The following is a 24,843-nucleotide window of genomic DNA, read 5'->3' as shown; positions in this document are numbered from 1 at the left end:
CGAAGCAGAGATGGAAAAGGATTGGAATGCTTTTCTGCAATCCTCTGGAATTGGACGCCGTGCGTATCAGGCCTCCCCGGTGTCGAGCCAGCGGCCCGCTCCGGCGTCCAGGTCATCCCAGGTCAGGGCGCGCGCCACCCGCCAGCCGCGTGGCCCGGCGGCCCGCGCCGACCACACGTGCGTCTGATCCCCCATGTCCAGGCGGTGCAGGCCCAGCGTGTCGGCCTGCGCGAGCAGGCTCAGCAGCCCCGTGATGGTCGCCGTTTCCGGCCCATGGGCCAGGTGGCCGTCCTCGATCAGCCAGGTCTCCGCGCGTGGTTCGGACGCTGCTGCCCCGGACACTGCTACCCCTGCCCCGGACATTGCGGGCACGTCCCCCAGGAAGCTGCTGCCTGCGCCCGCGCCTGTGCTGGTGCCTCCCGCGTCCCCGCCGATCTCGCTGCCCAGGTTGAACACGTCCAGCAGGTCACTCAGGGCGTCTTGCCCGAAAGTCGCGGTGACTTCCTGCGCGGCCTGGTACTCGGCGCGGGCCTCAGCCAGCAGCGCCTCGGCGTCGGTGAGGCTCAGGGCGTAGCGTTCACGGGCCTGGGCGCTCATCGGCCCCAGGCGGCGCTGCGCACGCAGGGCTTCGGCCAGGCGGCCCAGGCGCTGAATGGTTTCGCCGGCCAGCGAGCGCACACTGTCGTACTCGCGGATCACGTGGTCGGCCCGCGCGTCGAAGTTCTCGCGTTGCTGCGCGGCCTCGCCCATGAAGCGTTCCAGCACTGCCCACAGCGGCCCCAGTTCGGCGTCCTGCCCACGGGCCAGCACCTCGCGGGCCTCGGTAATGGAGCGGCGCAGTTCCTCCTCCGCGCCCGGCACCTCGCGGGCGGTGCGTTCCAGCTCGGCCAGTTCGCGCTGGTGCTCCATGATGCGGGCCGCCAGTTCCGGCGAGTGCTCCAGCACGTTCAGGGTGCCGCGCAGTTCAAGCAGTTCATCGGTGGCCAGGCTGCCTTCCTGCAAGGTCAGCCTCGCCACGTCCAGCGTGACGCGCACCTCGTGCCCGGCAGTACTGTCGGGCAGGGCGTCCAGTTGCGCTTCCAGCGCCGTGAGTTCCTGGCGTTGCTGCGCCAGGGTGTCCTGGTGCGCCGCGTCCAGGGCGGCGCGCCAGTCCTGCACGGCTTCCACCGCCACGCTGCCCAGGCTCACGCGGGCCCGCAGTTCCTCGTTCTGGGCGTTCAGGTCGGGGCGGGCGCGCAGCAGCGCCGCGTGATCACGCTGAATGTCGGCCAACTGGCGCGTGACGTGCTCCAGTTCCAGCGCCTGCACGCGCGCCTGCACCTCGGCCTGAATGACCGCGTCCGGAACCCCCTGCGCGCTGGTGACACTCTCCACCACGCTGCTTTCCAGGCTCTTGCGCAGCTTGAAGGTGATGTTGCGGGCGCGTTCCACCTCACCGGGCAGCAGCGTGCCCTGCTCCTGCGCCTCGTCGATCTGCCCGATCAGGTTCTCCAACCGCTTGACGTCGCGCCCGCCCATGCCCTGCACGCGCCCGAAGGTGGCTTTCAGCTCGGCCAGGTCCTGCGCCTGCTCGACCAGGCCCTCCTGCAGGCGGCGTTCCATCTGCTCCAGCAGGCCGCTGCCTTCCTGCACCAGCGACTCCACGCTGCGCCCGGCGGCGCCTTCAGTCTTGGCGATCCCCAGGATGCTGCGCAGGCGCTGGGTTTCCGGCCAGTCGAAGTACAGGTTGAACTTCTTGGCTTTCTCTTCCAGCAGCGCCACCGGGTCGTTCACCAGCCGAACCTCGGTGGTGCGCAGCGGCGCGGGTTCGGGAACGCTGTGAAGTTCCTTCAGCACCTCCATGACGCGTTTTTTCGCCAGGACGGCGGGCACGGTGTGTTGCAGGCGGCGGTACACGTCCTTTTTCAGGATGTCTTCCAGCGTGTCGGCGTCCAGCGACTCCAGCGCCAGGCCGCGTGAACTGGCGGCGTCTTGCAGCACCTTTTCCAGCGCGCGTGAGGACGCCAGGTCTCCCAGCAACTTCACGGGAATCTTGTAGAGCGGTTGCGGAATCATGTGGGCCTCCCTTCAGGGCGGTGAGGCGCGGCAAAGAGGGATATGGGCATCAGAGTTCCTCGTCCCAGTCGAAACTGGTCTGGTCAGGCTGCTTGGGTTTCGGCGCCGGGCGTGGGCCGGCGGGCCGGCGGCCCCCCAGCAGCCCGAACTGCACGCACAGGCCCCGGAAACCGTAGGTGGCCAGGCCCAGCGCCAGCGCGGTGACCAGCATACGCAGCGGTACCCCGAAGGCACTCTGGCCCGGCGTCAGGGCCAGCAGGCCGCGCAGGAAGGGCACGTTCAGAGTATCGCCCAGCCAGCCCAGGAAACCCAGCAGACCCTCGGCCAGGGTGGGCAGCAGCAGCAGCAGCAGCGCCGCGCTGATGGCCCGCCAGAAAGGGTTCTTGCCCCCGAAAGCCAGGTTCAGCAGATACAGTGGTGCGGCGCACGCCAGCGCCAGCAGCAGCGCCAGCATGGCCCGTACCCCACCGCCCAGCGCCAGGGCCGTGCCGCTGGCCAGGGCCGTCATGACCGACCCTGATTTGCCAGCCTGCCTCGCCTCCAGGGTGCTCAGGTCACCGATCAGCGCCTGCACGTCGGCGGGCCGCAGGGCCGCGCGCCCGGCCATGAACTTAACGCGCTGCACCAGGGCGCCGTAGCCCGGCGCGCCCCTCAGGGCGGCGGGGGCTTTGGTCAGGGCAGTCAGGGCGTCCTGCAGGGCGCGGCGGGTGGCGGGCAGATCGGCACGCGTGGTGGCCGAGAGCGCCCGGCCCAGGCTGGCATAGGCGGCGTCGGCTCCCGCCGTTCTGGGCAGACTTGCCGCGGTGGCCGCCCCTGTATTCGCCCCTGGGGTGGCCGCAGGAGGGGTGGCCGGGGAAGGCTTGGCTGGGGGCGTGACCGGGGGCACGCTGACGGGCGGCTTGCTGCTGTTGACGACCCCCTTCACCGGGCTGTCCGTCTGTGCAGCGGGGGTCTTCAGTGAAGTGCTCAGGGCCGCCACACCGCCCCGTAGGCTGCGCAGGCTGCCCTGAAGCTCCCCGAGTTGCCCGCCCGAGAGCTGGGTCAGCGCCAGGCTGAACTGCTCGGGTTTCAGAGGCGGGTCGACGCTGCGGGCTGCGTCCTGCACCACCGTGAACCAGCCGGCCGCGCGCGCCAGGTTCAGGTAGGCCGCGCCCGATTGCTGGACCTGCACGCTTCCCAGCGCCGCCTGAAGTTTCGCGGTCGCGGACTGCTGCAATTTCCACGCCGCGCGGTTCAGGTGCCCGGCCTGCACATCCGTCTGCACGCTGGCAGGCTCGACGTCCAGTTCACGGGCCAGCAGCTTCAGGTGATCGCTTCCGTTGGCCGGCGTGGTCGCCAGCAGGTTCATGGTCTGGTCGTACAGCGCCTTGCGCATCAGGCCGCGCGCCAGTTGCACCTGCGCCTGCAACTCTGCCGGCGTGCGGGCCTGCGCGGCACGAACGGCATTCAGGGTGTCCTGCAAGGCCGCGCTCAACTTGGTACTGCTGAGGGTGGGTTGCAACTCGCTCAGGGCCGCCTGCGCGGCGTCCAGTTGCTTCAGGGTGGCCAGCGAATCCTGGCCGGCCCCCGCCGCCGCCGCGTCGAGTTGCTGCGCCAGGCGGCTATAGGCCGTGAGGTTCTGGGCCGAGGCCGTTCCTGCTGCACTCAGGGCCAGCATCAGGGCCAGCACGCCTGCCCGGGCTGCACCCACCTGCACCGTACTCAGCTGCACTGCACCTCCCCGCGCCGCACCCATCCGCCCTGGGCTCACGCGCTCGCCTCGACCTGCTGCAACTCCGCCAGCAGGCGGCCCACGTTCACCTGCGCGCCGGCCACCACCGCCACGCTATACGGCCCCAGCGGGCGCATACACACTGTCTGGGCCCCCAGATCCACCGACATCAGCTTCAGCTGCCGTTTCTGAAACAGCAGGGCCGTAGCGGTCATGACGCTGCCTAGCCCCTTGGGGTCACGCATGGCCTTGAACTTCAGCACCTGCCCGGCGCGGCTGGAAATCATGACGCTCTGCACGCCCTGCATGCGTCCCAGGTGCTGAATCAACTCCTCCTGGCCCTTCTCGCTGTTCAGGTCGAAGGCCCGCTGCTCCAGCGTTCCGCCGAAATCCGGATCGTCGAACTCGAAATCGTCCTCCGAAAGTTCGAAGCCGTCGTGCACCGGGTTGATGGGCGAGATGATGGTGTCGTCCCAGGCGGCCAGCGACCCCACGTCCGTGAACAGCGTGGGGGCCTTGGGGTACTTGCGCTCCAGTTGCCGGGAAATCAGCGTGACTTCCTCGCGGGCACGCTGGGGCGGCAGCGCGGCACTCAGGCGCGTCAGCAGCGGCCCGTTCAGGAGGTCTTGCATGTCGGCGGGCGTCACCGAATCGGCGGACAGCCCCGCTTCCTTCATGGCGGCCTGAAGCATGGTCTCGGCGGCCCTGGAGGACACGCTGCCTGTCAGGGCCTGAGCGATCAAGTTGTAAACCGGATTAGTCATGGGAGTCCTTGCGGGAGGGGGCGCAATCGGGCACTGCGCGTTTGGGTGCTACGCCGTCCGGTCGAGACGGCAGGAACCTGACGGGATTATAAAAGTCCCGACTTACATTTTTGTTGCAGGTCGGCCCGCCAGGCGTTTTCCCGGCCTGAGCGCGCTGTGCCCGCCAGACGGTTGCCCCTCCACCTTGACCGTAGACTGGAAACATGACCACTTCTCTGTCCCAGCGGCTTCAGGCGGAACTGACCGGCCTGAAAGATTCCGGGCTGCTTATTCACCCGCGCGTGCTCGATCAGGCCAACCGCGCCCGCACCAGCGTGGACGGCCAGCAGGTCGTGAACCTCGCCAGCAACAATTATCTGGGGTTCGCCGACCACCCCGCCCTGAAGGAGAAAGCCGAAGCGTACCTGCGCCAGTGGGGCGCGGGGGCCGGGGCGGTGCGTACCATCGCCGGCACCCTGCGCATCCACGAGGACTTCGAGGAGCAACTGGCCCAGTTCAAGCACACCGGCAGCGCCCTGGTGCTGCAAAGCGGCTTCACCACCAACCAGGGCGTACTGGGCACCCTGCTGAAAGACGGCGATCTGGTCGTCAGCGACGAACTGAACCACGCCAGCATCATTGACGGGTTGCGCCTGGCGAAAGCCACCAAGAAGGTGTTCAAGCACGCCGACATGCAGGATCTGGAGCGCGTGCTGCAGGAAAACGACACCGACGGCCTGAAACTGGTCGTCACGGACGGCGTGTTCAGCATGGACGGCGACATCGCCAGACTGGACGAGATCGTCACCATTGCTCGCAAGTACGGTGCAGTGACCTACGTGGACGACGCGCACGGGTCTGGCGTACTGGGCGAGGCCGGGCGCGGCACCGTGCACCACTTCGGTTTCGACCACGCCGACGACGTGATTCAGGTCGGCACGCTCAGCAAAGCCTGGGGAGTGGTCGGCGGGTACGCGGCGGGCCACCACGATCTGCGGCAACTCCTGATCAACCGCGCCCGCCCTTACCTGTTTTCCACCGCGCAGCCGCCCGCCGTGGTCGGTGCCCTGTCTGCCGCGCTGCAACTGGTGCAGAGCGACCCCAGTTTCATGGAGCGGCTGTGGGACAACACCCGCTTTTTCAAGGCCGAACTGCAAACCCTGGGCTTCGACATCATGGGCAGCCAGACGCCCATTACGCCCGTGCTGTTCGGAGAAACCGAAACCGCCTTCGAGGCCAGCCGGCAACTGTTCCGCGAAGGCATTTTCGCCGTGGGCCTGGGCTTCCCCACCGTGCCCCGGGGCCAGGCCCGCATCCGCAACATCGTCACCGCCGAACACACCAGAGAAGACCTGGAAAAGGCGCTGGCAGCCTATGGGAAAGTCGGGAAGGCGCTGGGCACTATTTAGCTGGGCACTATTTAATCGACCAGTCCTCCCCGAACCACTGCCCGTTCAGTCTGTGCGCCATGGCCTGCGATGCGGTGTTCTCCCAGCTGGTGCTGTAGAGCGGCAGCCGGCCCTGTGCCCGCACCAGATTCGCCCACAGGGCGGTCACCTGCGCGGCGTACCCCTGGCCCCGCCACCCTTCCAGGGTGAACACGCCCGCCTCGGCTGCGGCACCGCTCTGGCGCACGCTGGAACACACCGCCACCGCCTGCCCGTGCTCGATCACCGCCGTAAAAGGGCCGTTGTGGCCTTTGCGGGCGCGTTCTGCCGTTCCGGGAAAGTTCGGCAGAAGCAGGTGCGCGGTCTCCAGAGTTATCTCTAAGGCCTGCCCTGTTCCAGTTTGCCCTATGCCGGCTTGTGCGGGCAGCAGATATGCCGGGCCGCGCCACTCCTCTCCCCCACCCAGCAGCGCCCGAACCTGCGCGGCCAGGCCGGGTTCCGAACCGGCTTGCAGCGGGGTTTCGGTGCGGCCCAGCGCGTCCAGCTTATTCATGAGGTCACTGGGCAGGTCATGTCGGACATGCCAGATGTTTCCGGCTGGCGTGCGGCCCAGAAAGAAACGTGGGGCCTGCTCCCATTCGGTCTGGGGAGCGGTCAGGTCGGGAACGCGGCGTAGGCGCTGCTGTTCATCCACTTCGTACAGCGTTCGGGCCTGCATCCGCATCAGTTCCAGGACATTCACGTGCCCAGCGTAAAAGAAAACGGCCAGCCGCTGAAGGCTGACCGCTCCCTGTGGATTCGGCTTACAGGTCAAGCAGCAAACGGGCCGGGTCTTCGAGCAGGTTCTTCACCATGACCAGGAACTGCACCGCTTCCTTGCCGTCGATGATGCGGTGGTCGTAGGACAGGGCGATGTACATCATCGGGGCAATCACGACCTGGCCGTTTTGCGCGATGGGCCGCTCGATGATGTTGTGCATGCCCAGAATGGCGCTTTGCGGCGCGTTGATGATGGGCGTGCTCATCATGCTGCCGAACGTCCCGCCGTTGGTGATGCTGAAGGTGCCGCCCGCCATGTCCTCCATGGTCAGCTTGCCGCTGCGGGCCTTCTCGGCGTAGGCAGCAATGGCCTTCTCGATGTCGGCCAGGCCCATCCCGTCGGTGTCACGCAGGATCGGCACCACCAGGCCACGGTCCGAAGCGACGGCAATGCCCACGTCGTAGTACCCGTGGTAAATGACTTCCTTGCCGTCCACGCTGGCGTTCACGACTGGGAAGGCCTTCAGGGCCTCGGTGGCGGCGCGCACGAACAGGCTCATGAAGCCCAGTTTCACGCCGTGCTTCTTCACGAACTGATCCTGGTATTTCTTGCGCAAGTCCATGCTGGGCTGCATGTTCACTTCGTTGAAGGTGGTCAGCAGCGCGGCGGTGTTCTGCACTTCCTTCAGGCGTTCGGCGATGCGGGCGCGAATACGCGTCATGGGTACGCGTTGCTCTGGGCGGGCCCCAGCGGGCACGGTGGCGGCGGGCTGAATGCTGGAGGCCGCGGGAGTCGCCTGGGCAGCCGCCGCAGGTGCGGTGGCGCCCATCGCGTCCGCTTTCGTGATGTTGCCCCTGGGGCCGGTGGCAGGCACTTCGCCGGGGTTCAGGCCCTTCTCGGTGATGATCTTACGCACGGCGGGCGACAGGTCTTCACGGCGCTCGGTGGCGGGCGCGCGCGTCAGGTCGTCGGGGTGGGTGGCCGTGCCCCCGGCGCTCTGCTCGGTCGGGACAGGGCCGGCCGTCAGGTCGGTGGCCGGCGTGCCGGCTGGGGCTGTGGTGGCGGCTGCGGCGGCGGTCGGGGCGGCGCCCGTTCCCTCGCCCACGACGCCCAGCACTTCCTCGCTGAGCACCGTGTCGCCTTCCTGCTTGGCAATGCTCTGCAGCACGCCGTCTTGCAGCGCCGTGACTTCCAGCACCACCTTGTCGGTCTCGATCTCGGCCAGCACCTCGCCGCGCTTGACGGCTTCGCCGGGCTTCTTGTGCCACGTCAGCAGCGTCCCTTCGCTGACTGACTCACTGAATACAGGAACCTTGATTTCCGCCATAACCCCGTAATTCTACCCCGCCCAGGGCTGTGACTGCTGGGGGCACACCCACACCACCGGGCCACGCCAACAATTCCAGCAGGAAGCCGACAACGAGGCGGTGACCGGGGCGGTTCTTCTGTCACAGGAACGTTTCAGGAGGAGGTTAAGCGGTTCTATGGACTCCGCCCTGTCGTCAAGGCCAGCCTTTACACTGCTCTGTGTGGGTAATCCCTGGCTGGAATTCGGCATTCTCATCGTGCTGCTGATCATCAACGGTTTTTTCTCCGCGTCCGAGCTGGGGGTGGTGTCTTCCCGGCGTTCGCGGCTGGAGTCAGCGGCGGCGAACGGCAACCGGGGCGCGGCGTCCGCCGTGCGGCTCAGCGAGCGGCCCGGGGCGTTTCTGGCGACCGTGCAGATCGGCATTACCCTGATCGGTACCATCAGCGCGGTGTTCGCAGGTGAAAACCTGACCGGTTACGTGGAGCCGCTGTTCCGGCCGCTGGTGGGCGACGCCTCGCGCACCGTGGCGAACATCGCCGTCGTTTTGCTGGTCACGTTCCTGTCGCTGGTGCTGGGCGAACTGGCGCCCAAAAGCATTGCGCTGCGTGACCCCGAAGGGCTGGCGGCCCGGGTCGCGCCGTTCTTCTCAGGCCTGAGCGTGGTGGCCCGGCCCGTGGTGTGGCTGCTGGAGGTGACCACCCGCGGCCTGCTGGCGCTGCTGGGCATGCGCGGCGAAGCGCCCGAGGTGATTACCGAGGAGGACGTGAAAGCCATCGTCAAGCAGGCCGCCGAGAGTGGCAGTCTGGAGGACGCCGAGCAGGAACGCATCGCCTCGGTGCTGCGCTTCAATGACCGCCGCGTGCGCGACCTGATGACCCCGCGCACCGACGCCATCACCCTCAGTGTGAACACGCCCATGAGCGACATCGTGCCGCTGGTGCTGAGTACCGATCACAGCGTGTACGCTGTGCGCGGCGATCAGGACGACATCATCGGGCAGGTGTCGGTCAAGGAAATTCTGCGCGCCGTTCACGAGGGCCAACCCCTCAGTGAATACGTGAACCCCGCCCTGTACCTGCCCGAGTCGGCCTGGGCCGAGGACGCCCTGAAACGTATGGAAGAGGAAGGCCACCAGCGCCTGGCCGTGGTCGTGGACGAGTACGGCGACTTCAGCGGCGTCCTCAGCATCGCCGACCTGCTCTCGAACATGGCCGGCGTGGAAGTCACCGAACCCGGCATGGACGAGATCGTGCGCCGCGACGACGGCAGTTACCTGGTGGACGGCGGCCTGCCCATGCACGAACTGCGTGAGGTGCTGCCGCTGCCTGCCCTGGAGCGCGAGGACTTCAGCACGGTCGCCGGCTACGTTCTGCACGTGTTCGGGGACTTTCCGCAGGTGGGTTCCAGCCTGGAGGTCGGCGAGTGGCGCATTGAGGTCATGGACATGGACGGCCCGCGCGTGGACCGGCTGCTGATTCAGCCGCCTGCCGGGTTCATCGTGCAGGACGGCCGCGCGGGGTAGGCTGGGCCTCCTTCAGCGGGTAAACACTGCCATCTGCGTGATCGGGCCGTACTCCGGGTGAACGTCGCCCAGCGGCCCGAAACGCACGCCGTACCCGTACTTCCCGGCGGCAGCGGTGGCCCAGGCCTGAAACTCGGCGCGAGTCCACTCGAAGCGGTGGTCATGGTGGCGCAGGTCGCGCGGGTTCTCGAAAGTTTCGTTGTACTCGGCGTTCGGTGTGGTCAGCACGACCGTGGCGGGCCGGGCGAACCCGAACAGGTTGGCGCTCAGGGCGTCCAGCCGGTGCGGTTCCAGGTGCTCGATCACCTCGACCAGCGCGGCGGCGTCGAAGCCTTTCAGGCGCGAGTCCGGGTAAGCCAGGCTGCCGTGCAGAAGTTTTACACGCTCACTTAACTCCGGGCGTTCCTGCAATTTCAGGTTTTCGGCGGCGATTTCCAGGGTCCGGGCGCTGATGTCCAGGCCCACCAGTTCACGGAACTGCGGCGCGGGCAGCAGGCGGCGCAGCAGTTTGCCCTCGCCGCACCCCAGGTCGAGGACGCGCCTGGCCCCGCTGTCCCTGAGCAGCTGCGCCACCGCGTCCAGCCTTTCCTCGTGCAGGCGCAGCCCAGTTTCCGGTGGCCCGGCCGCCTGTTCCCCGTCCTGAACCGTCTCCTCCTGAACCGTGAAGTGGGGGGTGGCCTGGCGCACCAGTTCGCGGAAGCGCAGGTAACGGGCCGCGATGAGTCCGCGCTCCGGGTGGGTGTCCAGCCAACCTTCGCCGTGGCGCAGCAGCTTGTCCACCTCGGTGTCGTTCAGGTAGTAGTGCTTCCTTCCGTCCAGCACGGGCAGCAGCACATACAGGTGTTTCAGCAGGTGCGCGACTTTCACCGTACCGGACAGCCGCAACTTCAGGTAAGGCCGCTCGCCCCACTCCGGGTACAGCGGGTCGAGGGGAATGGCCTCGGTCTGCACCGCGTATCCCAGCGGCCCGAACAGGCGCCCGGGCAGGTCTGCCGGGCCACGCGCGGCGATGCACGGCACCTCCACGCTCAGCGCCAGGGGCGTGTCTGCCAGTTCCGGCCGCTCCCGGCTGGTCCCGGTCATGGCAGTGCCGAAAGCGTCGCGCAGCGCCACCGCCAGGAAACTGCCCGCCGCGTAGGGCCGGTCGTTCACGTACGGTTCCAGCGGCTTCCCCTCGGCCGCGCGCGTGGTGCGCGACAGGGCCACCGGGTCGACCTCCAGCAGCAGGGCCACCGTGCAGCGCCTCGCCGAGGCTTCCGGATAGAACACCGTGGCCTTCCCGAACGGCAGTTCGCGTTCCAGCACGCGCTCCGGATGTTTCATCAGCACGAAGCCCAGGTCGGTGGCCGGCTGGTGCGTGGTCGAGAGGGTCAGCAGCATCTTGCTGACAGGTTATATGGACTCCGATTGAATCACCTACGAAGTGATTCAGTCCGAGCGAAGCGAGTGGGAGCAGGGCGGGTTCCGGGCGTGGAGTCGACAAACCGGTGAGGTGCCGGTTTGTTGACGAAACAGACGGAAGCCGCTTCACCCAATGGTCTGGTTCGGGCCATCCGCTTTCTGGCGCAGGCCGTACTCGGCCCCGGCGAAATACAGGCCGTGCGGGGCCACGTTCGCGCCGGCCTGGGCCCGCTGGCGCGAGGCCAGGACGGCCTGCACGTCGGCCGGCTTCAGTTTGCCCTGCCCCACCAGCAGCAGTGTGCCGACCAGGCCGCGCACCATGTGGCGCAGGAAACTCTCGCCGTGAACGTGAATGTCCCACACCAGCAGGCCGGGGTGCACCTCCAGCCGGCGCAGTTCACGCATGGTCTGCCGGTCTTCCTGGGTGGCGAACGCCGCGAAATCGTGCGTGCCGACCAGCAGGCGAGCGGCGCTGTTCATGGCCGCGGCGTCCAGCGGCGTGACCACATGCAGGGCGCGGCCCTGGTGCAGCGGGTGGCGCTGCGGCGAGACCAGCAGGCGGTAAACGTAACGCCGCCCGGTGCACGAGAAGCGGGCGTGAAAGTCCGGCGGGGCGGGCTGCGCGTCCAGCACCGCCACGCTGGGCGGCAGGTGGGCATTCAGGGCGCGGGCCAGTTTCTCCACCGGCAATCGGAAAGCGGCGGGAACGTCCCAGTGCAGCGGCATGTCCTCGGCATGAACGCCGGCGTCGGTGCGCCCGGCCGCCACGGCACGGAAAGCCTGAACGCCGCCCAGCTGGCCCAGCGCCGCTTGCAGGGTGTCCTGCACGCTGGGGGCGTGGCGCTGCGCCTGCCACCCCGCGAAGTCCCGCCCGTCCCAGGCCACCCGCAGGTGCAGCCGACGAAACCCGGGCGGCGGAGTATAGATTTGACGTTCAACTAAGTCCGGCACGGAACCCAGCCTAGCGCATCTGCCCTGCACAGAAAAAGGCTGTTTCAAACCGTGAATTTCCCCACTTTGCCTCTTCCCTTTCCCTTCATGGAATGTTTATGCTGAGTCTCCCATGAGGGCTTCCATAACCCCCTTGCTCCTGGCCTTGACGCTGGGCAGCTCCAGCCTGGCCGCCACCCCCTACCGCGTCAAAACCGGCGACACCCTGATCGGCATTGCCGCGCGGGCCGGCGTCAGCGTCTCGCAGATTCGCGCCGTGAACCCCAGCCTGAAAAGCAGCAGCGTCGTGAAGATCGGCGGGATCATTCAACTGCCCAACCGGCACACGCCCGGCCAGAAGTACCACGTGAAAGCCGGGGAAAACCTGACCACCATCGCCCACAAGTTCAACCTGAAGCTCGCCCAGCTTCTGCACGCCAACCCCGTGTACAGGAGCGGCAAAAACGTCTGGGCTGGCGCGGTCATCACCATTCCGGGGCAGCAGGTCGCCGCCGGGGTGGGCCAGCCGGCGCGCGTGCGGGCGACCAGCAAGCCGGTTATTCGCACCGCGGGCGTGCGCGTCGACCCTGCCCGCGGTGCCAGCCAGGACTGGCTGTGGCCGGTGCCCGGCTATCACAGGGTCAGCAGCGGTTTCGGCGAACGTGAACTGGACGGCGACAGCGCCATGCATTACGGCGTGGACATCGTCGCGCCGCACGGCACGCCGGTGCTGGCGCCCCGCAGTGGTCGCGTGCTGGAATCCCGCGCCGACTTCGAGCGCGGCTGGGGTTGGACGGTCGTGCTGGAGCATCCGGACGGCTGGATTACCCGCTACGCCCACCTCAGCCAGAACCTCGTGAAAGCGGGCGAGCTGGTGCGGCAGGGCCAGCCCGTGGGCCGGGTGGGCAACACCGGGCACAGCACCGGCACTCATTTGCATTACGGCACCTACATGCGCTGGAACCCCAAAAATCCCATGAGCCTTTACGATTAAGCCCATGGCTGATCAGCACGTGGAGAGGGTGGCCTCCGTATGGTACGTGGAATTAAGCGGCCCGGACGCCGTCCAGGTGCTGCGAGGTGTGCTGGACGCCCTGCCCAGCCAGGCGGGTTTTCGAGGCGCGGAATTGCTGTCCAGTCCCGCGCAACCGCAGCTGGCCCTGATCGCCAGTCGCTGGGCGGGTGAACCCCCATCCCTGCCTGTGCCGGATGGGGCGAAGCACTGGGTGTTCACGGTGCTGGAGGCCCGTCCCTGACCGGCGCGCGTGTGGCGTACCCTGGAGCATGACCTCCCCGCTGAAAAGTGCCGAGTGGCTCACCGCGCACCTGAACGACCCCCAATTGCGCGTGCTGGACTGCCGCTACGCCCTGAGCGACCCTCTGCTGGGCCGCATCGCGTACCTGGAAGGCCACGTCCCCGGAGCCATTTACGCCGATCTGGAAACGGATTTAAGTGGCCCGGTACAGGAAAACGGCGTCGGCGGCAGACACCCGTTGCCCGACGCGCAGGACTTTGCGGCCTGGCTGGGCCAGGTGGGCATCGGAAATGACAGTGTGGTGGTGTGTTACGCGGATCACGCGGCGGGCGGGGATTTTTATGCCTCGCGCGCCTGGTGGCTGCTGCGCTGGCTAGGTCACCGCGAAGTGTACGTGCTGGACGGCGGCTGGCCCGCTTACCTGCGGGCGGGCGGATCAATCAGCACCGCAGAACCCGAGCACGCCCCCACGACCTTCACGCCTGACGTGCAACCGGACATGGTGGCCGAGGCTCACGACGTTCAACACCGCGCCGCGGACGTGCTGCTGATCGACTCCCGCGCCCCCAACCGCTACAGCGGCGAGACCGAACCCCTGGACCGCAAGGCCGGACACATTCCCGGCGCCGTGAACCGCCCCTTTGGCGGCGCCCTGAACCCCGACGGCACCTACCGGAAGGTGGAGGAGCTGCGTGCTCACCTGGACGCCGGGGCCGCGCCCACCATCGCCTACTGCGGCAGTGGTGTCAGCGCCACGCCCAACCTGCTGGCCCGCGAACTGGCCGGCGTGCCGCTGGGGCCGCACAACCGCCTCTACCCCGGCTCGTGGAGCGACTGGATCAGCGACGACTCCAGGGGTCTGGCGATGGGTGACCAGCCGTCATTACGACTTTAACTGCTTCAAGGCCCGCTGAAACACGCTCAGGGTGCCCGCGTCATACAGCACCAGGCGCACCCGCAGCGCGGGGTGTTCTTGCAGGAACTCCAGCACGGTGTTCAGGGCGACTGGCGCGGCCTGCTGCACCGGGTAACCGTACACGCCCGTGCTGATGGACGGAAACGCGATGGATTGGCAGCCGTTGTCCGCCGCGAGTTGCAGGCTGTGGCGATAGGCGCCTGCCAGCAGCGGCGCTTCCCCGTGTTGCCCACCGCGCCACACCGGGCCGACCGCGTGAATCACGAAGCGGTTGCCCCGTTCGCTCAGCTGAAAAGCGGGCGTGATGACCGCCGTCCCCGTGGGCGTGCCCCCCAGCTGCCGGATGGCCCGCAACAGTTCCGGCCCGGCGGCGCGGTGAATTACGCCGTCCACCCCACCCCCGCCCATCAGCTGCCTGTTCGCGGCAGTCACCACGGCGTCCACGGGTTGGTGCGCAATGTCGCCCTGAACCAGTTCCAGCGGCATCCTTAGCTGTTCACCACCTGTTCCAGATCGGCAGAACTCAGGTTGCGGCTGTGAACGCGCTGCGCCGCCCGCGAGGCCGCGTGATCCTCGGGCGTCCACTGATCCGGCGCTTTCCGGGCGGCCCGCTCGGCGTGCTGCACCGCCAGCATTTCCTGGGCGGCCCGCTCCAGGTCGTCGTTCACCACCACGTACCGGAACTTGTGCGCTTCGCGGATCTCGCCCACGGCGCGGGTCAGGCGTTTCTCGATGCGCTCGGGCGTTTCGGTGGCCCGCCCGGTCAGGCGGCGGCGGAGCTCGGTCAGGCTGGGCGGCATGATGAACACCAGAATCGCCTCGTCGCCCAGGCGTTCTTGCACCTGCATGGCTCCCTCCACCTCGATTTCCAGCACGACGTCCTGACCCCGGGCCAGGGCCTCTTCGATGGGTTCGATGGGCGTGCCGTAGTGGTTCCCCACAAACTGCGCGTGCTCCAGAAAACCGTCCTGGCGGGCCTTGTCCAGAAACTCCTGGGGCGTGACGAACACGTATTCGCGCCCATTCATTTCGCCCTCGCGCGGTTCCCGGGTCGTCCACGACGTGCTGTAGAACACGTCCTGCCCGGCCAGCCATTTCTCCCGCAGGGTGCCTTTGCCCACGCCGGACGCCCCGGTAATCACGATCAGCAGGCCACGCGGCACGTTTGAAGGAGGTGGGGAAGTGGGGTCAGACATCATTCCCAGCAGCATACCCGCCGGACTGCACCACGAAAAGGGTGAAGAAAAAAGGATAGCCCGTAGCGGAGCGCCCCCGTCAGACCAGATGGCAGCGAGCCGAAGGCCAGGGGCGAGCGAAGAGAAAAGCCCGCAGAACCGGACGTCAGAAAATGAAGAAACCTCCAGCGCTTTTCTGGAGGTTCAGCCGCCGGACAACTCCGGTTTCAAGTGGGCCGGAAGTTTATTTCTTGCGGGTCTTGGCGCGGCTTTTGCCCAGGGCCTGGCCTTTCTCGTAGCTGGCCTGCATTTTGCGGCGCGTCTCGGCGGCCAGTTCCTTGAAGTCCACTGCGCCGGATTCCACGGCTTCCAGGCTGGGCTTTACGCGGGCAGAGCGGCGCGAGGCGGCCAGTTCCTCGTTCACCGCGTCGAACCACTTGGTAAAGGCGGGCGTCACCTCGAACAGCATGTCCTTGGAGTCGCGCTGGTACTGTCCCTGCTCACCACGGCGGTTGTACTGCTTGGGCATGGTGAAACGCTCAGTCAGGTTTATGGCATCGAATGTGCCTTCACGCACGGCGTCACGGAAACGTTTCACGAAGGCGTCGCTGCGCTGCGGATTGCCGAGTTCCTGCACCTGTTCACTAAGTTTGCGGTATGTCATCAATGATCCTCCTTCAAAATGGAGCTTAGTTTACCCCAAATAATAAACGAAGGCGATCTCTTATAGAGATCTACTGTTTACCTGTCTCGCTTGCGGCAAAAGACTGCGGTCAACGCAAATTGATAATCCTGTGCCGCCCTGTGCCGAATGGGTCTCCCTATATCAAAAAGGTCTTCGGCTGTCAGCAAACGGGCCAGCAGCCTTGCAGACTGCCCATCACCCTCAAGGAGACGGTAATCTCGCCATTACCAGAGGGGCGACGGTCAGAAAAACAGCCTTTCGCCACTTCCTTTCATCGGAAGTTGCACAGAATGAACGGCTTCTTGCACCCGACTGTGCAAACCATCTGTACCAGGCATGAAAAAACCACGCCGAAGCACTCTGGCGTGGTTAAAAAAGAAAGACAGCCCCGGTCTTCTTCAGGGTTGCGTCTGACTTTCATCGAGGCCCACGCCAAAGCCTTGATCCAGCACTTCCTCGTTGTAAGTGCGGAAGGCCAGCATGGTCTGTGTTTTCAGAATTCCCTGAATGTGGCGCAGGTGACCCGTCACGATATCGTCCAGATCTTCGTACTGGGCAAATCGCAGCACAGCCACGATGTCCCACTCGCCCGTGACGCTGTACACCTCGCGCACACCGGGCACCGTGGCGAGCTCCATAGCCGTTTCCGGAATGGAATGCCGTTCTGCCTGAACCATGACGATTGCCGTGACCATACCCGCATTGTGACGCCCGGCGCCCCGCCCTGCACCGCCTCTGCCCCAAGTGCCCTAGCCATCGCCCCTCACCATGCGGCCACGTGATCTATGCCCGGCGTCTACCTTTCTGAGATTGGGCCCACAGAAACGCCCACCTGCCGTACTGGCTCAGGTGGGCGTTGCCTGGCGGCCTTCGCTTTACAGAATGCCTTTGACGGTCTTGACGACGTTCTCGACGCTGAAGCCGAATTTCTCGAACAGGACTTTGGCCGGCGCACTGGCCCCGAAGGTGTCCATGCCGATAATGGCGCCGCCCGACCCGACCCACTCGTACCAGGGCATCTTGGCCAGCGCCTCGATGGCGACGCGTTTGGTGCCCGGCGTCAGCACGCTGTCGCGGTACGCCTGATCCTGCGCCCTGAACACTTCCATGCACGGCATGGACACCACGCGGGCGTTCACGCCTTCCCGGGCCAGTGCGTCGGCGCTGTCCAGCGCCAGGGAAACCTCGGAGCCGCTGGCGATCAGGATGACCTGAGCCCCCTCTCCACTGGTGCTGTCGGTGTCCTTCACGACGTAAGCGCCTTTCTTCACGCCGGCGTGGTTGCGCGGCAGGATCGGCAAGTCCTGGCGGGACAGGATCAGCGCGGTGGGGCCTTTCTCGTACTCCAGGGCCATGGCCCAGGCGGCGGCGGTTTCGTTGGCGTCGGCGGGGCGGATCACGTGAGCGCCCGGTACGCTGCGCAGCATGGCGAGCTGATCGACGGGCTGGTGGGTGGGGCCGTCCTCGCCCAGACCGATGCTGTCGTGCGTGAGGACGTAAGTGACGGGTTGCATCTGAATGGCCGAGAGGCGGAAGGCGGGTTTCAGGTAATCCGCGAAGACCGCGAAGGTGCCGACCAGCGGGCGCACGCCGCCGTACAGGCTCAGGCCGTTCCCGGCCGCCGCCATGCCGAACTCGCGCACGCCGAAGTACACGTTGCGGCCCTGGTAACTGCCGGGCAGGAACTCGCCGCCGTCCTTGATGGTGGTCTTGGTGCTGCCGGACAGGTCGGCACTGCCGCCCATCAGCGTGGGAAGGACTTTGGCCAGCGCGTTGATGACTTCGCCGCTGGCGTTGCGGGTCGCCATGGCCTTGCCGCCCACCTCGTAACTCGGCAGGATTTCGGCCAGGTTGGCGGGCACTTCGCGGGCCAGCACGGCGTCCACTTCTTTCCCCAGTTCGGGGAAGCTGGCGCGGTACTCGTCCATCAGCTTGTTCCAGGCGTCCTCGAAGCCCTGGCCGCGCTGCGCGGCGTCCATGTGCTGGCGAACTTCGTCCGGCACGGTAAAGGGCGGGTACTCCCAGCCCAGGGCTTTCTTCGTTTCGGCCACGCCTTCCTCGCCCAGCGGTTCGCCATGCGCCTTGCTGGTGCCCGCGCGGGGACTGCCGAAGCCGATCACGGTTTTGACCTGAATCAGGGTGGGCTGATCCTTGTTCGCCTGCGCCTGCTGCACCGCCGCTTCGATTTCGGCGAGGTTGTTGCCGTCCTGCACGCGCAGCACTTCCCAGCCATAAGCGCGGAAGCGGGCGGCGGTGTCCTCGGACTCGGCCTTGAGGGTCGCGGTGTCCAGTTGCACGCTGTTGTCGTCGTGCAGCCAGATCAATTTGCCCAGCTTCAGGTGCCCGGCCAGCGCCGCCGACTCGTGGTTGATGCCTTCCTGAAGGTCACCGTCTCCCAGGATGGAGTACGTGTAATTGTCGAAAATTGGGAAGCCCTCGCGGTTGTACTTCGCGGCCAGGAACTGCTCGGCCATCGCCATGCCCACCGTCATGGCCGCCCCCTGACCCAGCGGCCCGGTCGTGGCGTCCAGCCCCTTGGTGTGGAAAAACTCCGGGTGACCGGGCGTGTGGTATCCCCACTGGCGGAAGTTCTTCAGGTCGTCCAGCGTCATCTCCGGGTAACCCGTCAGGTGCAGAAGGCTGTAAATCAGCATGCTGGCGTGCCCCGCCGACAGCACGAAACGGTCACGGGCCGGCCACTCGGGATGCTGGGGGTTGAAGCGCAGGAACTTCTGCCACACCACGTAGGCCATGGGGGCCGCGCCCAGCGGTGCGCCGGGGTGGCCCGAATTCGCGGCCTGCACAGCATCGATGGCCAGCGTGCGAATGGTGTTGACGCTCAGTTGCTCAACATTCTGGGGCGTGTTTTCGCTCATACCTGCCTAGTGTACCGGGCCGGACATGAGGCCAGAACAGGTTGCCCGCAGAGGCGTTTGGAATTCAGGGCCGGGTTCGGTCAGAGCACGTTCGGTCAAGCTGTGACGGTTCCCCCAGATTGACCTGGGTTTGCCTGCACGAGCCGCTCACCGCGAAGAGCCTGCCTGACCTTCGAGCCCTCTTGGCTGACGCGCATGACTTACGACTCATCTGTACTTTGGGTCTAGTACAGGAATTCCTGGATGTCGTAGCGCGCTGCCTTCACGCCTGGGTGTGTGGCCTTCAGGTGCCCCCGGAACAGGTCTTCCTGCTGGCCCACGTCCTCTGGAGAGATTGGCAAAACGCCGTCCTGTCGCGCTAGTTCCGCGTAGGGGCCGTGCTCCACGAAGGGCGAGAGGTAAACGATATCGCCTGCACTGAGGGGGAGGCGTTGCAACAGGGTCAGGGTGTCCTGAACGTGCTTTTCGGCGTACTTCTGCCCGCCCACGCCTGTCATGAAGATGGGGCCGACATTCAGGCCCGCCGCCTTGAGATCCGTGATGAGTTCTGCCGCCTGATCGGCGCTGCCGGGTTTGTTCAGCCAGGCCAGCAGCGGGTCATGCCCGGTTTCCAGACCGAGGTATACCCGCCGCACGCCTGCCTCGCGGAGTTCCTGCCAGTCCGGCACGCTCTTGCGACTGCCCGTGTTCACGTCAAGGAAGCCGTGCAGGTCGCGGCCAGGAAAGGTGGCCTTTGCCATATCCAGCAGCGGCAACAGCTTATGGTTCGCCAGCATCAGCGCGTTTCCGTCCGCGACAAAAATGGATTTGCGCAGGGAAGCGGCCTCGCCCAGCAGGGTTTTCACGGCATTCAGGTGGGCGGCGAAGGCCGCGGGCGGCTGCACGGTAAACGCCCGGTCACGGTAGAAGGTGCAGAACGTGCATTTGTTCCAGCTGCACCCGCGGGTGGCCTGCACCACCACCGCGAAATACTGATCGGGTGGCAGGATACTCACCGGCGCGTAAGCGGTGGCGAAACGCTCCCGCTCGGCCAGGAGCTTTTCCGGCGTCCAGTCAAGAACTTTCCCTGGCAGTGGCGATTTGATGGCCTGCGCGGCGTGCCTCACCTCGCCTAGCATCCGGCCAAACACCAGCAGCACTTCGTCCTCTGGCACTTCCCAGCGCAGGCGCACCTCTCCCTCACGCCGCCTGGCCAGCAGGCGCGAATTCAGGGCGCGTTTGTAGGTGACGCCCCGGACAAACCAGGTGAGCAGGCGGCCTTCCCGGTCGAAACTCAGCACCTGCTCGCTGCCCCCCTCGCTGAGCGTGAACGAGTCCGCCTGCTGTTGTAAACGCCATGTGCCCACCGGCCGATGCTAGCTCGCTTTCAGCTTCCTTGCCGGAACCCCAGTTCCGCCAGCACCTCCGCCGTGTGTTGCCCGGCGGTGGGTGGGGCGCGGCGAACCGGTGGGGCCTCGCCGTTCAGGCGCCAGGGCGGGCAGGTCACGGTCGTTTCCCCCAGGCTGGCGTGCGGAACGGTCACGGCAACCTTACGGGCCTGCACATGCGGGTCGGCGAAGACTTCCTGAAGGTCGTACAGCGGGTTTGCGGCCAGGTCAGTCAGCGTCAGCGCCTCGCAGAATTTACGCCACAGGTGGTCGTTGCCCACGGCCAGGTTGATCAGACCGTCGGCGCACTCGAACGTGCCGTAGGGGACGATACTGACGTGCTCGTTGCCCTGCGGCGCCGGCACCTGCCCGCCCGTCAGGTAACGGCTGACCTGGTTGGTGCCCAGCGAGATGACGCCTTCCAGCAGGTTCACGTCCACCCGGCACCCCACCCCGGTTTTTTCGCGTCCATACAGCGCCGCCAGAATCGCCTGGGTGGTCAGTGCCCCAGCAAACACGTCCGCCACCGCCACCCCGGCCCGCAGGGGCTGGCCGCCCTGCTCACCGTTGTAACTCATGAAGCCGCCCAGCCCCTGCGCAATCACGTCGTACCCGGCCCGGTCGCGGTACGGCCCGCTCAGCCCAAACCCACTGATGCTGGCGTAGATCAGGCGCGGGTGGCGGGCGTGTAACGCCTCCCAGCCCAGGCCCAGCTTCTCGAACGTGCCGGGCCTGAAGTTCTCGACCAGGATATCCGCCGTGCCGATCAGGGCGTGGGCCGCCTCCATGTCCCCGCTGCTCTTCAGATCCAGGATGACGCTGCGCTTGTTGCGGTTGACGCTCAGGAAGTATGAACTTTCGCGCGCCTCGCCGCGCTGCTGGTACGGTGGCCCCCAGGCCCGCGTGTCGTCGCCCTGCGGCGGCTCCACCTTGATGATGTCCGCGCCCAGGTCGCCCAGCAGCATGGTGCAGTAAGGCCCGGTCAGCACCCGCGTGAAGTCCGCGACCCGCACGCCTTCCAGCGGTAAGCCTGCCGCCAGCCCAGTTACCAGCCCGGTCACCCTGCGTCCAGCCGGTACACCTGCCGGGCGTTCGCGTCGGTCACCCGCTCCAGTTCGGCCGCGTCCATCCCGCGCAGCGCCGCGATGAATTCCAGCGTGTAGCGCACGTAACCGGGGCGGTTGGGTTTGCCGCGCCGGGGAACCGGGGCCAGGAAGGGCGCGTCCGTTTCCAGCAGCAGTTGATTCAGAGGCACGGCTCTGGCCGCGTCCTGAATTTCTTTGGCGTTTTTATAGGTGGTGTTCCCCGCGAACCCGAAGTAAGCACCGCGCTCCAGGCCAAAGCGCAGCATCTCCGGGTGGCCGCTGAAGCAGTGCAGGATTACCGTCACGTCGGGCCAGTGGCGCAGCACGTCCATGACGCCCCGGTGCGCCGAGTCCTGCCCGGCCTTGTCGCGTGTGTGAATCACCAGCGGTTTGCCCGACTGCCGCGCCAGGCCCAGTTGCCACTCGAACGCGCGGAGCTGCGCGGTTCGCCTGGTGTCGTCCCAGTAATCGTCCAGGCCGCTCTCCCCCACCCCCACCACACGCGGGTGGCCCAGCAGCGCCTCGATGCCGGCGCGCACATCGTCACTGTCCTCGTCGGTGTCGGTCGGGTGCAGGCCCACCGTGGCCCACACGTCCCCGTACTGCTCGGCCAGGGCCACGGCGTTTCGCGCGTGCAGCAGGCTCGCGCCGATGCAGACCATGCCCGTCAACCCCAGTTCGGCGCGGGTGGAGGCCGGGTCGTCGATGTAATCCAGATGAGTGTGCGTATCGAACATCAGCCACTCCAGGGTACGCCGTCAGGCGCTCCTCACCCCCGGTCAGCCTGCCCCCATCACTCTCATGAGAGCATGACGGTAAAGTACACGGCGTGCAGAAAGTCGGTTTAACGTTCCTGCTGGCCCTCCTGGCGTTCGCCTTGATCTTCGCGGTGCTGCCCACGCAAGACCAGACCAACGCCGAAACCGGAGCGCACCTTCAGGACGTGCAACTGACGCTGTACCCCATGCGCGACCCGGACGCCGTGTGGCGTTTCAGCGCGGCCAGGGTCAACAACGATCCTATTGCCGGCGTCACCACCCTCACCGATCTCGGCGGAGGGCAACGCCTGCTGCGCCACAAGACCCCGCAGGGTCAGTACAGTGGGCAGGAGGAGCTGGACGCCACCCTCAGCACCCAGACCCTCAGAATCGACAATCAGGACGATATTCTGACTGAGCAGGCCCGCATGACCCTGGTAAAAAGCTGCGCCGACATCGACATGATCGGAGACGCTGGCAACCCCGTCAAAATTCAGCAGGGCGTGGGGTTCAGTGCGCCCCGAACCGTGCTCGATGCGCCCGGCATGAACGTCAAATTCGAGAACCTACAGATGGATTTTGAAACCACCATTCTCAACCAGCCTCGCATGACTATCCTGGGCGACCTGGACAGCAAGGAACGCTGCGTGAATGGCCGGAGAGTCAAGTCCTGACCCCCAAGGAGACACCATGAACATCAAGAAATCTGTCCTGCTGCTGGCGGCCCTGGCCTCCGTTCCGGTGCTGGCCCAGACCGCCGGGAAACGCGTCATCAAGATCGAATCCAGCCCCGCCCCCGGCTCCAACCTGCGCGACGGCCCCTGGAATTTCACGGGTGGAGTGGCTGCCACGGTCAGCAGTCTGAAGATCAAATCTGACAAGGGCGTCATGACGGCGCCTGCCGGGACACCCATCCTGCAAGCCGAAGGCAAGCGCCTGGCCGACTTTACTGGCAATGTCACCGTCAGCCGTGGCCGCCTGAGCGCCAAGGGCGAAAAGCTGGCCTACAGCGAGGTGACGGGTCAGGGCGTGCTGACCGGCAATGCCAGCGCCACCTTCGTGCCCGAAAAGAAGGACGACGGCGATCCGGTGAACATCCGGGCGCAGCAGATGAGCCTGGACGTGGACACCAACGTGTCGACCAGCACCGGCGGCGTGCAACTGGTACAGGGCAACCAGACCGGCAAGGCCGACAAACTGATCTTCGACGAGGATAAGGAACTGGCGCAGATGACCGGCAAACCCACCCTGACCCGCGCGGCGAAAGGGAACCGCAAGGAACTGGTCATCAGTGGCGACGAGGTTCGCGCCATCACCAAGACCAAAGTTCTTTATGTGAAAGGCAAGGTCAAACTGGTGCAGGGTACCCAGACCACCACCGGCAACGCCGTTTACTACGATGACAAGAAGGACGTGGCCTATGTGGTGGGGGACGCCGTCAGCGTGGACAGCAAGAGCAAGGTGACGCTGCGGGCGCCGGCCAGCGGTTACCTGGAGCAGCGTACGGATCTGGGACGCGTTTCCGTGAAGAACAGCAAATACACCATTCCTGTCGAGCAGTTCAAGTTAAGCCAGGAAAAGTAAGGCCAGGATGATTCGCCCCACGCGCTCCCTTTTGCTGGCCCTGCTGCTGCTGGGCGGGGCTGGCCTGTACCGGGGAGCGGCCCAAGCGCCCGCCCCTGCTCCTGCGGCGCCCCTGCCGGCTGCCCCGCCCGCCCCGGCACCGGCGACGGAAACGCCGACGCCCGGGTTGCTTGCTCCCGCCCCCACACCCAGCGCGGAACCTGCGAATACTGCGCCCTCCAGTGTTGGCCTACCCAGTACCGAGGCGGCGGGCGAACCCACGCTGCACGAGCAGGCCGGGAACTGCGTGGAAGGCTCGGAACAGGCCTGTATGGCCCTGACCCGCAGCGGCAAGGACGGCAAGGAGCGCCGCATTCTGGTGATCCGTACCGGAACGCAGGATGACACGGGGGTCTACACCATCTGCGGCCCGCGTGACGACGACCCCGAAGGAACGCCCAACATAGGGGTGTTTAGCGAGCAGGGCGCCGGCGGTATTCGTATCACGATCGACAAGAACGTGATTCGCGTCCCGCTGGCTCAGGTAATCCAGCGACCGGCCAAGGACGGCGAAGAGGGCAGTGACGGACAGATTGAAGCCAGTGCTGGGACAGCCCGGCTGCTGGACGCTGCTCCCGAGGGCGCCAAGGATCAATTGAGTCTGTGTGGGGTGGAGGTCGCTCCTACCCCTGCGCCGGACACCGTGTTCGTGACGCAGGGGAAGACGCAGCTCAAGGGACAGAAGCTCACTTACGACGAGACCGACGGGGTGGCCCGCATTGACGGCCCGATCACCTTCAAGCGCGACAACGAGAAAGACCCCCTGTCGGGCAGCAGTGAGCGAATCGACGTGAACGTGGACGAGGAAACCACCACCCTGATCGGGAACGTGGTGCTGACCAGCAAAGGGGGACGCGTCAGCAAGGCCCCCCGGGTGCAGTACGACGACGCGACCAACACCGCCCGCCTCTACGGCACGCTGGAGCAGCCCGCCACAAGTGTCAAAGGCAATGACAGCCTGACGCTCACTCAGGGGTATCTCCTCTATGACCTGGACACCAACAATGTGGTGGCCAGGGCCGACGAAGGCGGAAACGTCACTGGAGAATTTGAGGATACAGGTGAAGCGACCACCGATCCTGTAGAAGAGAAAAAATAGAAACCAAAAAAGTCTGGCGGCCCGCACAACTGCGGGCCGCCAGCGCTATGGGTAAAGCCTTTATACGGGACTAAAGTGATAATCAACTATGCGAGCTGCCCAGTTGACCACACACCGCACGACCGATGAGCTGGAACAGGCGTACCGAGCTGCCACGCGACCCGTCGAACGCTCACGCTGGCAA

Annotated in this window: 23 protein-coding genes; 8 read left to right on the top strand and 15 right to left on the bottom strand. The window is 66.1% G+C overall.

Going from position 1 to position 24,843, the window contains the following annotated elements; translation table 11 throughout:
* Window positions 1-66: 66 nt before the first annotated feature.
* The 3 genes from E5Z01_RS19570 to E5Z01_RS13630 are packed head-to-tail and all read right to left on the bottom strand — an operon-like array spanning window position 67 to window position 4,530.
* On the bottom strand, window positions 67-2,055 hold the full coding sequence (locus tag E5Z01_RS19570; protein ID WP_167757923.1) for a coiled-coil domain-containing protein: 1,989 nt from the start codon (window positions 2,053-2,055) through the stop codon (window positions 67-69).
* A gap of 49 nt (window positions 2,056-2,104) precedes the next feature.
* Window positions 2,105-3,766, bottom strand: a complete 1,662-nt coding sequence (locus tag E5Z01_RS13635) for a hypothetical protein (RefSeq protein WP_240738431.1) — start codon at window positions 3,764-3,766, stop codon at window positions 2,105-2,107.
* A 35-nt stretch (window positions 3,767-3,801) separates the two neighbouring features.
* Entirely contained in the window at window positions 3,802-4,530 is a 729-nt protein-coding gene (locus tag E5Z01_RS13630; protein WP_135229865.1) for a roadblock/LC7 domain-containing protein, read from the bottom strand.
* Between the two features lie 203 nt (window positions 4,531-4,733).
* On the opposite strand from E5Z01_RS13630, the gene E5Z01_RS13625 reads away from it, so the two are divergent.
* Window positions 4,734-5,918: a glycine C-acetyltransferase gene (locus E5Z01_RS13625; RefSeq protein WP_135229864.1), complete on the top strand. Its 1,185-nt coding sequence runs from the start codon at window positions 4,734-4,736 to the stop codon at window positions 5,916-5,918.
* A 7-nt stretch (window positions 5,919-5,925) separates the two neighbouring features.
* On the opposite strand, the gene E5Z01_RS13620 is transcribed toward E5Z01_RS13625, so the two are convergent.
* Entirely contained in the window at window positions 5,926-6,639 is a 714-nt protein-coding gene (locus E5Z01_RS13620) for a GNAT family N-acetyltransferase (RefSeq protein ID WP_135229863.1), read from the bottom strand.
* 61 nt (window positions 6,640-6,700) lie between these two features.
* A complete protein-coding gene (gene odhB, locus E5Z01_RS13615) occupies window positions 6,701-7,984 on the bottom strand; it encodes a 2-oxoglutarate dehydrogenase complex dihydrolipoyllysine-residue succinyltransferase (RefSeq protein WP_135229862.1) in 1,284 nt (427 codons plus the stop codon).
* Window positions 7,985-8,186: 202 nt separating this feature from the next.
* Between odhB and E5Z01_RS13610 the strand changes: the two genes are divergently transcribed.
* Window positions 8,187-9,488: a hemolysin family protein gene (locus tag E5Z01_RS13610; protein ID WP_135229861.1), complete on the top strand. Its 1,302-nt coding sequence runs from the start codon at window positions 8,187-8,189 to the stop codon at window positions 9,486-9,488.
* A 12-nt stretch (window positions 9,489-9,500) separates the two neighbouring features.
* On the opposite strand, the gene E5Z01_RS13605 is transcribed toward E5Z01_RS13610, so the two are convergent.
* Window positions 9,501-10,868 carry a 3' terminal RNA ribose 2'-O-methyltransferase Hen1 gene (locus E5Z01_RS13605; protein WP_135229860.1) on the bottom strand — a complete coding sequence of 456 codons (1,368 nt, stop codon included), beginning with the start codon at window positions 10,866-10,868 and terminating at the stop codon, window positions 9,501-9,503.
* A gap of 147 nt (window positions 10,869-11,015) precedes the next feature.
* Window positions 11,016-11,849 (bottom strand): tRNA pseudouridine(38-40) synthase TruA, encoded by an 834-nt coding sequence (gene truA / locus E5Z01_RS13600; protein ID WP_420810851.1) that lies wholly within the window; start codon window positions 11,847-11,849, stop codon window positions 11,016-11,018.
* Window positions 11,850-11,952: 103 nt separating this feature from the next.
* On the opposite strand from truA, the gene E5Z01_RS13595 reads away from it, so the two are divergent.
* Genes E5Z01_RS13595 through E5Z01_RS13585 form a run of 3 tightly spaced genes read left to right on the top strand, consistent with a single transcriptional unit; the run spans window position 11,953 to window position 13,970 of the window.
* On the top strand, window positions 11,953-12,813 hold the full coding sequence (locus tag E5Z01_RS13595; RefSeq protein ID WP_135229858.1) for a M23 family metallopeptidase: 861 nt from the start codon (window positions 11,953-11,955) through the stop codon (window positions 12,811-12,813).
* A gap of 4 nt (window positions 12,814-12,817) precedes the next feature.
* Window positions 12,818-13,075, top strand: coding sequence for a hypothetical protein (locus tag E5Z01_RS13590; RefSeq protein ID WP_240738430.1), 258 nt, complete (start codon window positions 12,818-12,820; stop codon window positions 13,073-13,075).
* Between the two features lie 28 nt (window positions 13,076-13,103).
* On the top strand, window positions 13,104-13,970 hold the full coding sequence (locus E5Z01_RS13585) for a sulfurtransferase (RefSeq protein ID WP_135229857.1): 867 nt from the start codon (window positions 13,104-13,106) through the stop codon (window positions 13,968-13,970).
* On the opposite strand, the gene E5Z01_RS13580 is transcribed toward E5Z01_RS13585, so the two are convergent.
* From E5Z01_RS13580 to E5Z01_RS13545, 8 genes are all read right to left on the bottom strand, one after another.
* The gene (locus tag E5Z01_RS13580; RefSeq protein ID WP_135229856.1) at window positions 13,959-14,477 is read right to left on the bottom strand and encodes a macro domain-containing protein; all 519 of its coding nucleotides are present in this window, start codon (window positions 14,475-14,477) and stop codon (window positions 13,959-13,961) included. The two genes, E5Z01_RS13585 and E5Z01_RS13580, sit on opposite strands and share 12 nt — an antisense overlap.
* Window positions 14,478-14,479: 2 nt before the next feature.
* Complete coding sequence (gmk, locus tag E5Z01_RS13575) at window positions 14,480-15,190, bottom strand: guanylate kinase (protein ID WP_420810849.1); 711 nt, start codon at window positions 15,188-15,190, stop codon at window positions 14,480-14,482.
* 220 nt (window positions 15,191-15,410) lie between these two features.
* Entirely contained in the window at window positions 15,411-15,830 is a 420-nt protein-coding gene (locus E5Z01_RS13570) for a hypothetical protein (protein WP_135229854.1), read from the bottom strand.
* A 419-nt stretch (window positions 15,831-16,249) separates the two neighbouring features.
* Window positions 16,250-16,546, bottom strand: coding sequence for an Lrp/AsnC family transcriptional regulator (locus E5Z01_RS13565; protein ID WP_119764174.1), 297 nt, complete (start codon window positions 16,544-16,546; stop codon window positions 16,250-16,252).
* Between the two features lie 180 nt (window positions 16,547-16,726).
* Window positions 16,727-18,727, bottom strand: a complete 2,001-nt coding sequence (gene tkt / locus E5Z01_RS13560) for a transketolase (RefSeq protein ID WP_135229853.1) — start codon at window positions 18,725-18,727, stop codon at window positions 16,727-16,729.
* A 224-nt stretch (window positions 18,728-18,951) separates the two neighbouring features.
* The gene (locus E5Z01_RS13555; RefSeq protein ID WP_240738427.1) at window positions 18,952-20,073 is read right to left on the bottom strand and encodes a radical SAM protein; all 1,122 of its coding nucleotides are present in this window, start codon (window positions 20,071-20,073) and stop codon (window positions 18,952-18,954) included.
* Window positions 20,074-20,093: 20 nt separating this feature from the next.
* Window positions 20,094-21,155, bottom strand: coding sequence for a CaiB/BaiF CoA transferase family protein (locus E5Z01_RS13550; protein WP_240738426.1), 1,062 nt, complete (start codon window positions 21,153-21,155; stop codon window positions 20,094-20,096).
* Window positions 21,152-21,916, bottom strand: a complete 765-nt coding sequence (locus E5Z01_RS13545; protein ID WP_135229852.1) for a TatD family hydrolase — start codon at window positions 21,914-21,916, stop codon at window positions 21,152-21,154. The genes E5Z01_RS13550 and E5Z01_RS13545 overlap by 4 nt, the downstream gene beginning before the upstream one ends.
* A 92-nt stretch (window positions 21,917-22,008) precedes the next feature.
* Between E5Z01_RS13545 and E5Z01_RS13540 the strand changes: the two genes are divergently transcribed.
* The 3 genes from E5Z01_RS13540 to E5Z01_RS13530 are packed head-to-tail and all read left to right on the top strand — an operon-like array spanning window position 22,009 to window position 24,659.
* Window positions 22,009-22,611 carry a hypothetical protein gene (locus tag E5Z01_RS13540; protein WP_135229851.1) on the top strand — a complete coding sequence of 201 codons (603 nt, stop codon included), beginning with the start codon at window positions 22,009-22,011 and terminating at the stop codon, window positions 22,609-22,611.
* Between the two features lie 16 nt (window positions 22,612-22,627).
* The gene (locus tag E5Z01_RS13535) at window positions 22,628-23,521 is read left to right on the top strand and encodes an LptA/OstA family protein (RefSeq protein ID WP_135229850.1); all 894 of its coding nucleotides are present in this window, start codon (window positions 22,628-22,630) and stop codon (window positions 23,519-23,521) included.
* A 7-nt stretch (window positions 23,522-23,528) separates the two neighbouring features.
* Complete coding sequence (locus tag E5Z01_RS13530) at window positions 23,529-24,659, top strand: LptA/OstA family protein (RefSeq protein ID WP_135229849.1); 1,131 nt, start codon at window positions 23,529-23,531, stop codon at window positions 24,657-24,659.
* Window positions 24,660-24,843 lie beyond the last annotated feature (184 nt).

It is taken from the genome of Deinococcus fonticola, from assembly GCF_004634215.1.
Lineage (GTDB): Bacteria > Deinococcota > Deinococci > Deinococcales > Deinococcaceae > Deinococcus > Deinococcus fonticola.
This window is presented reverse-complemented; position numbering and strand designations above follow the sequence as displayed.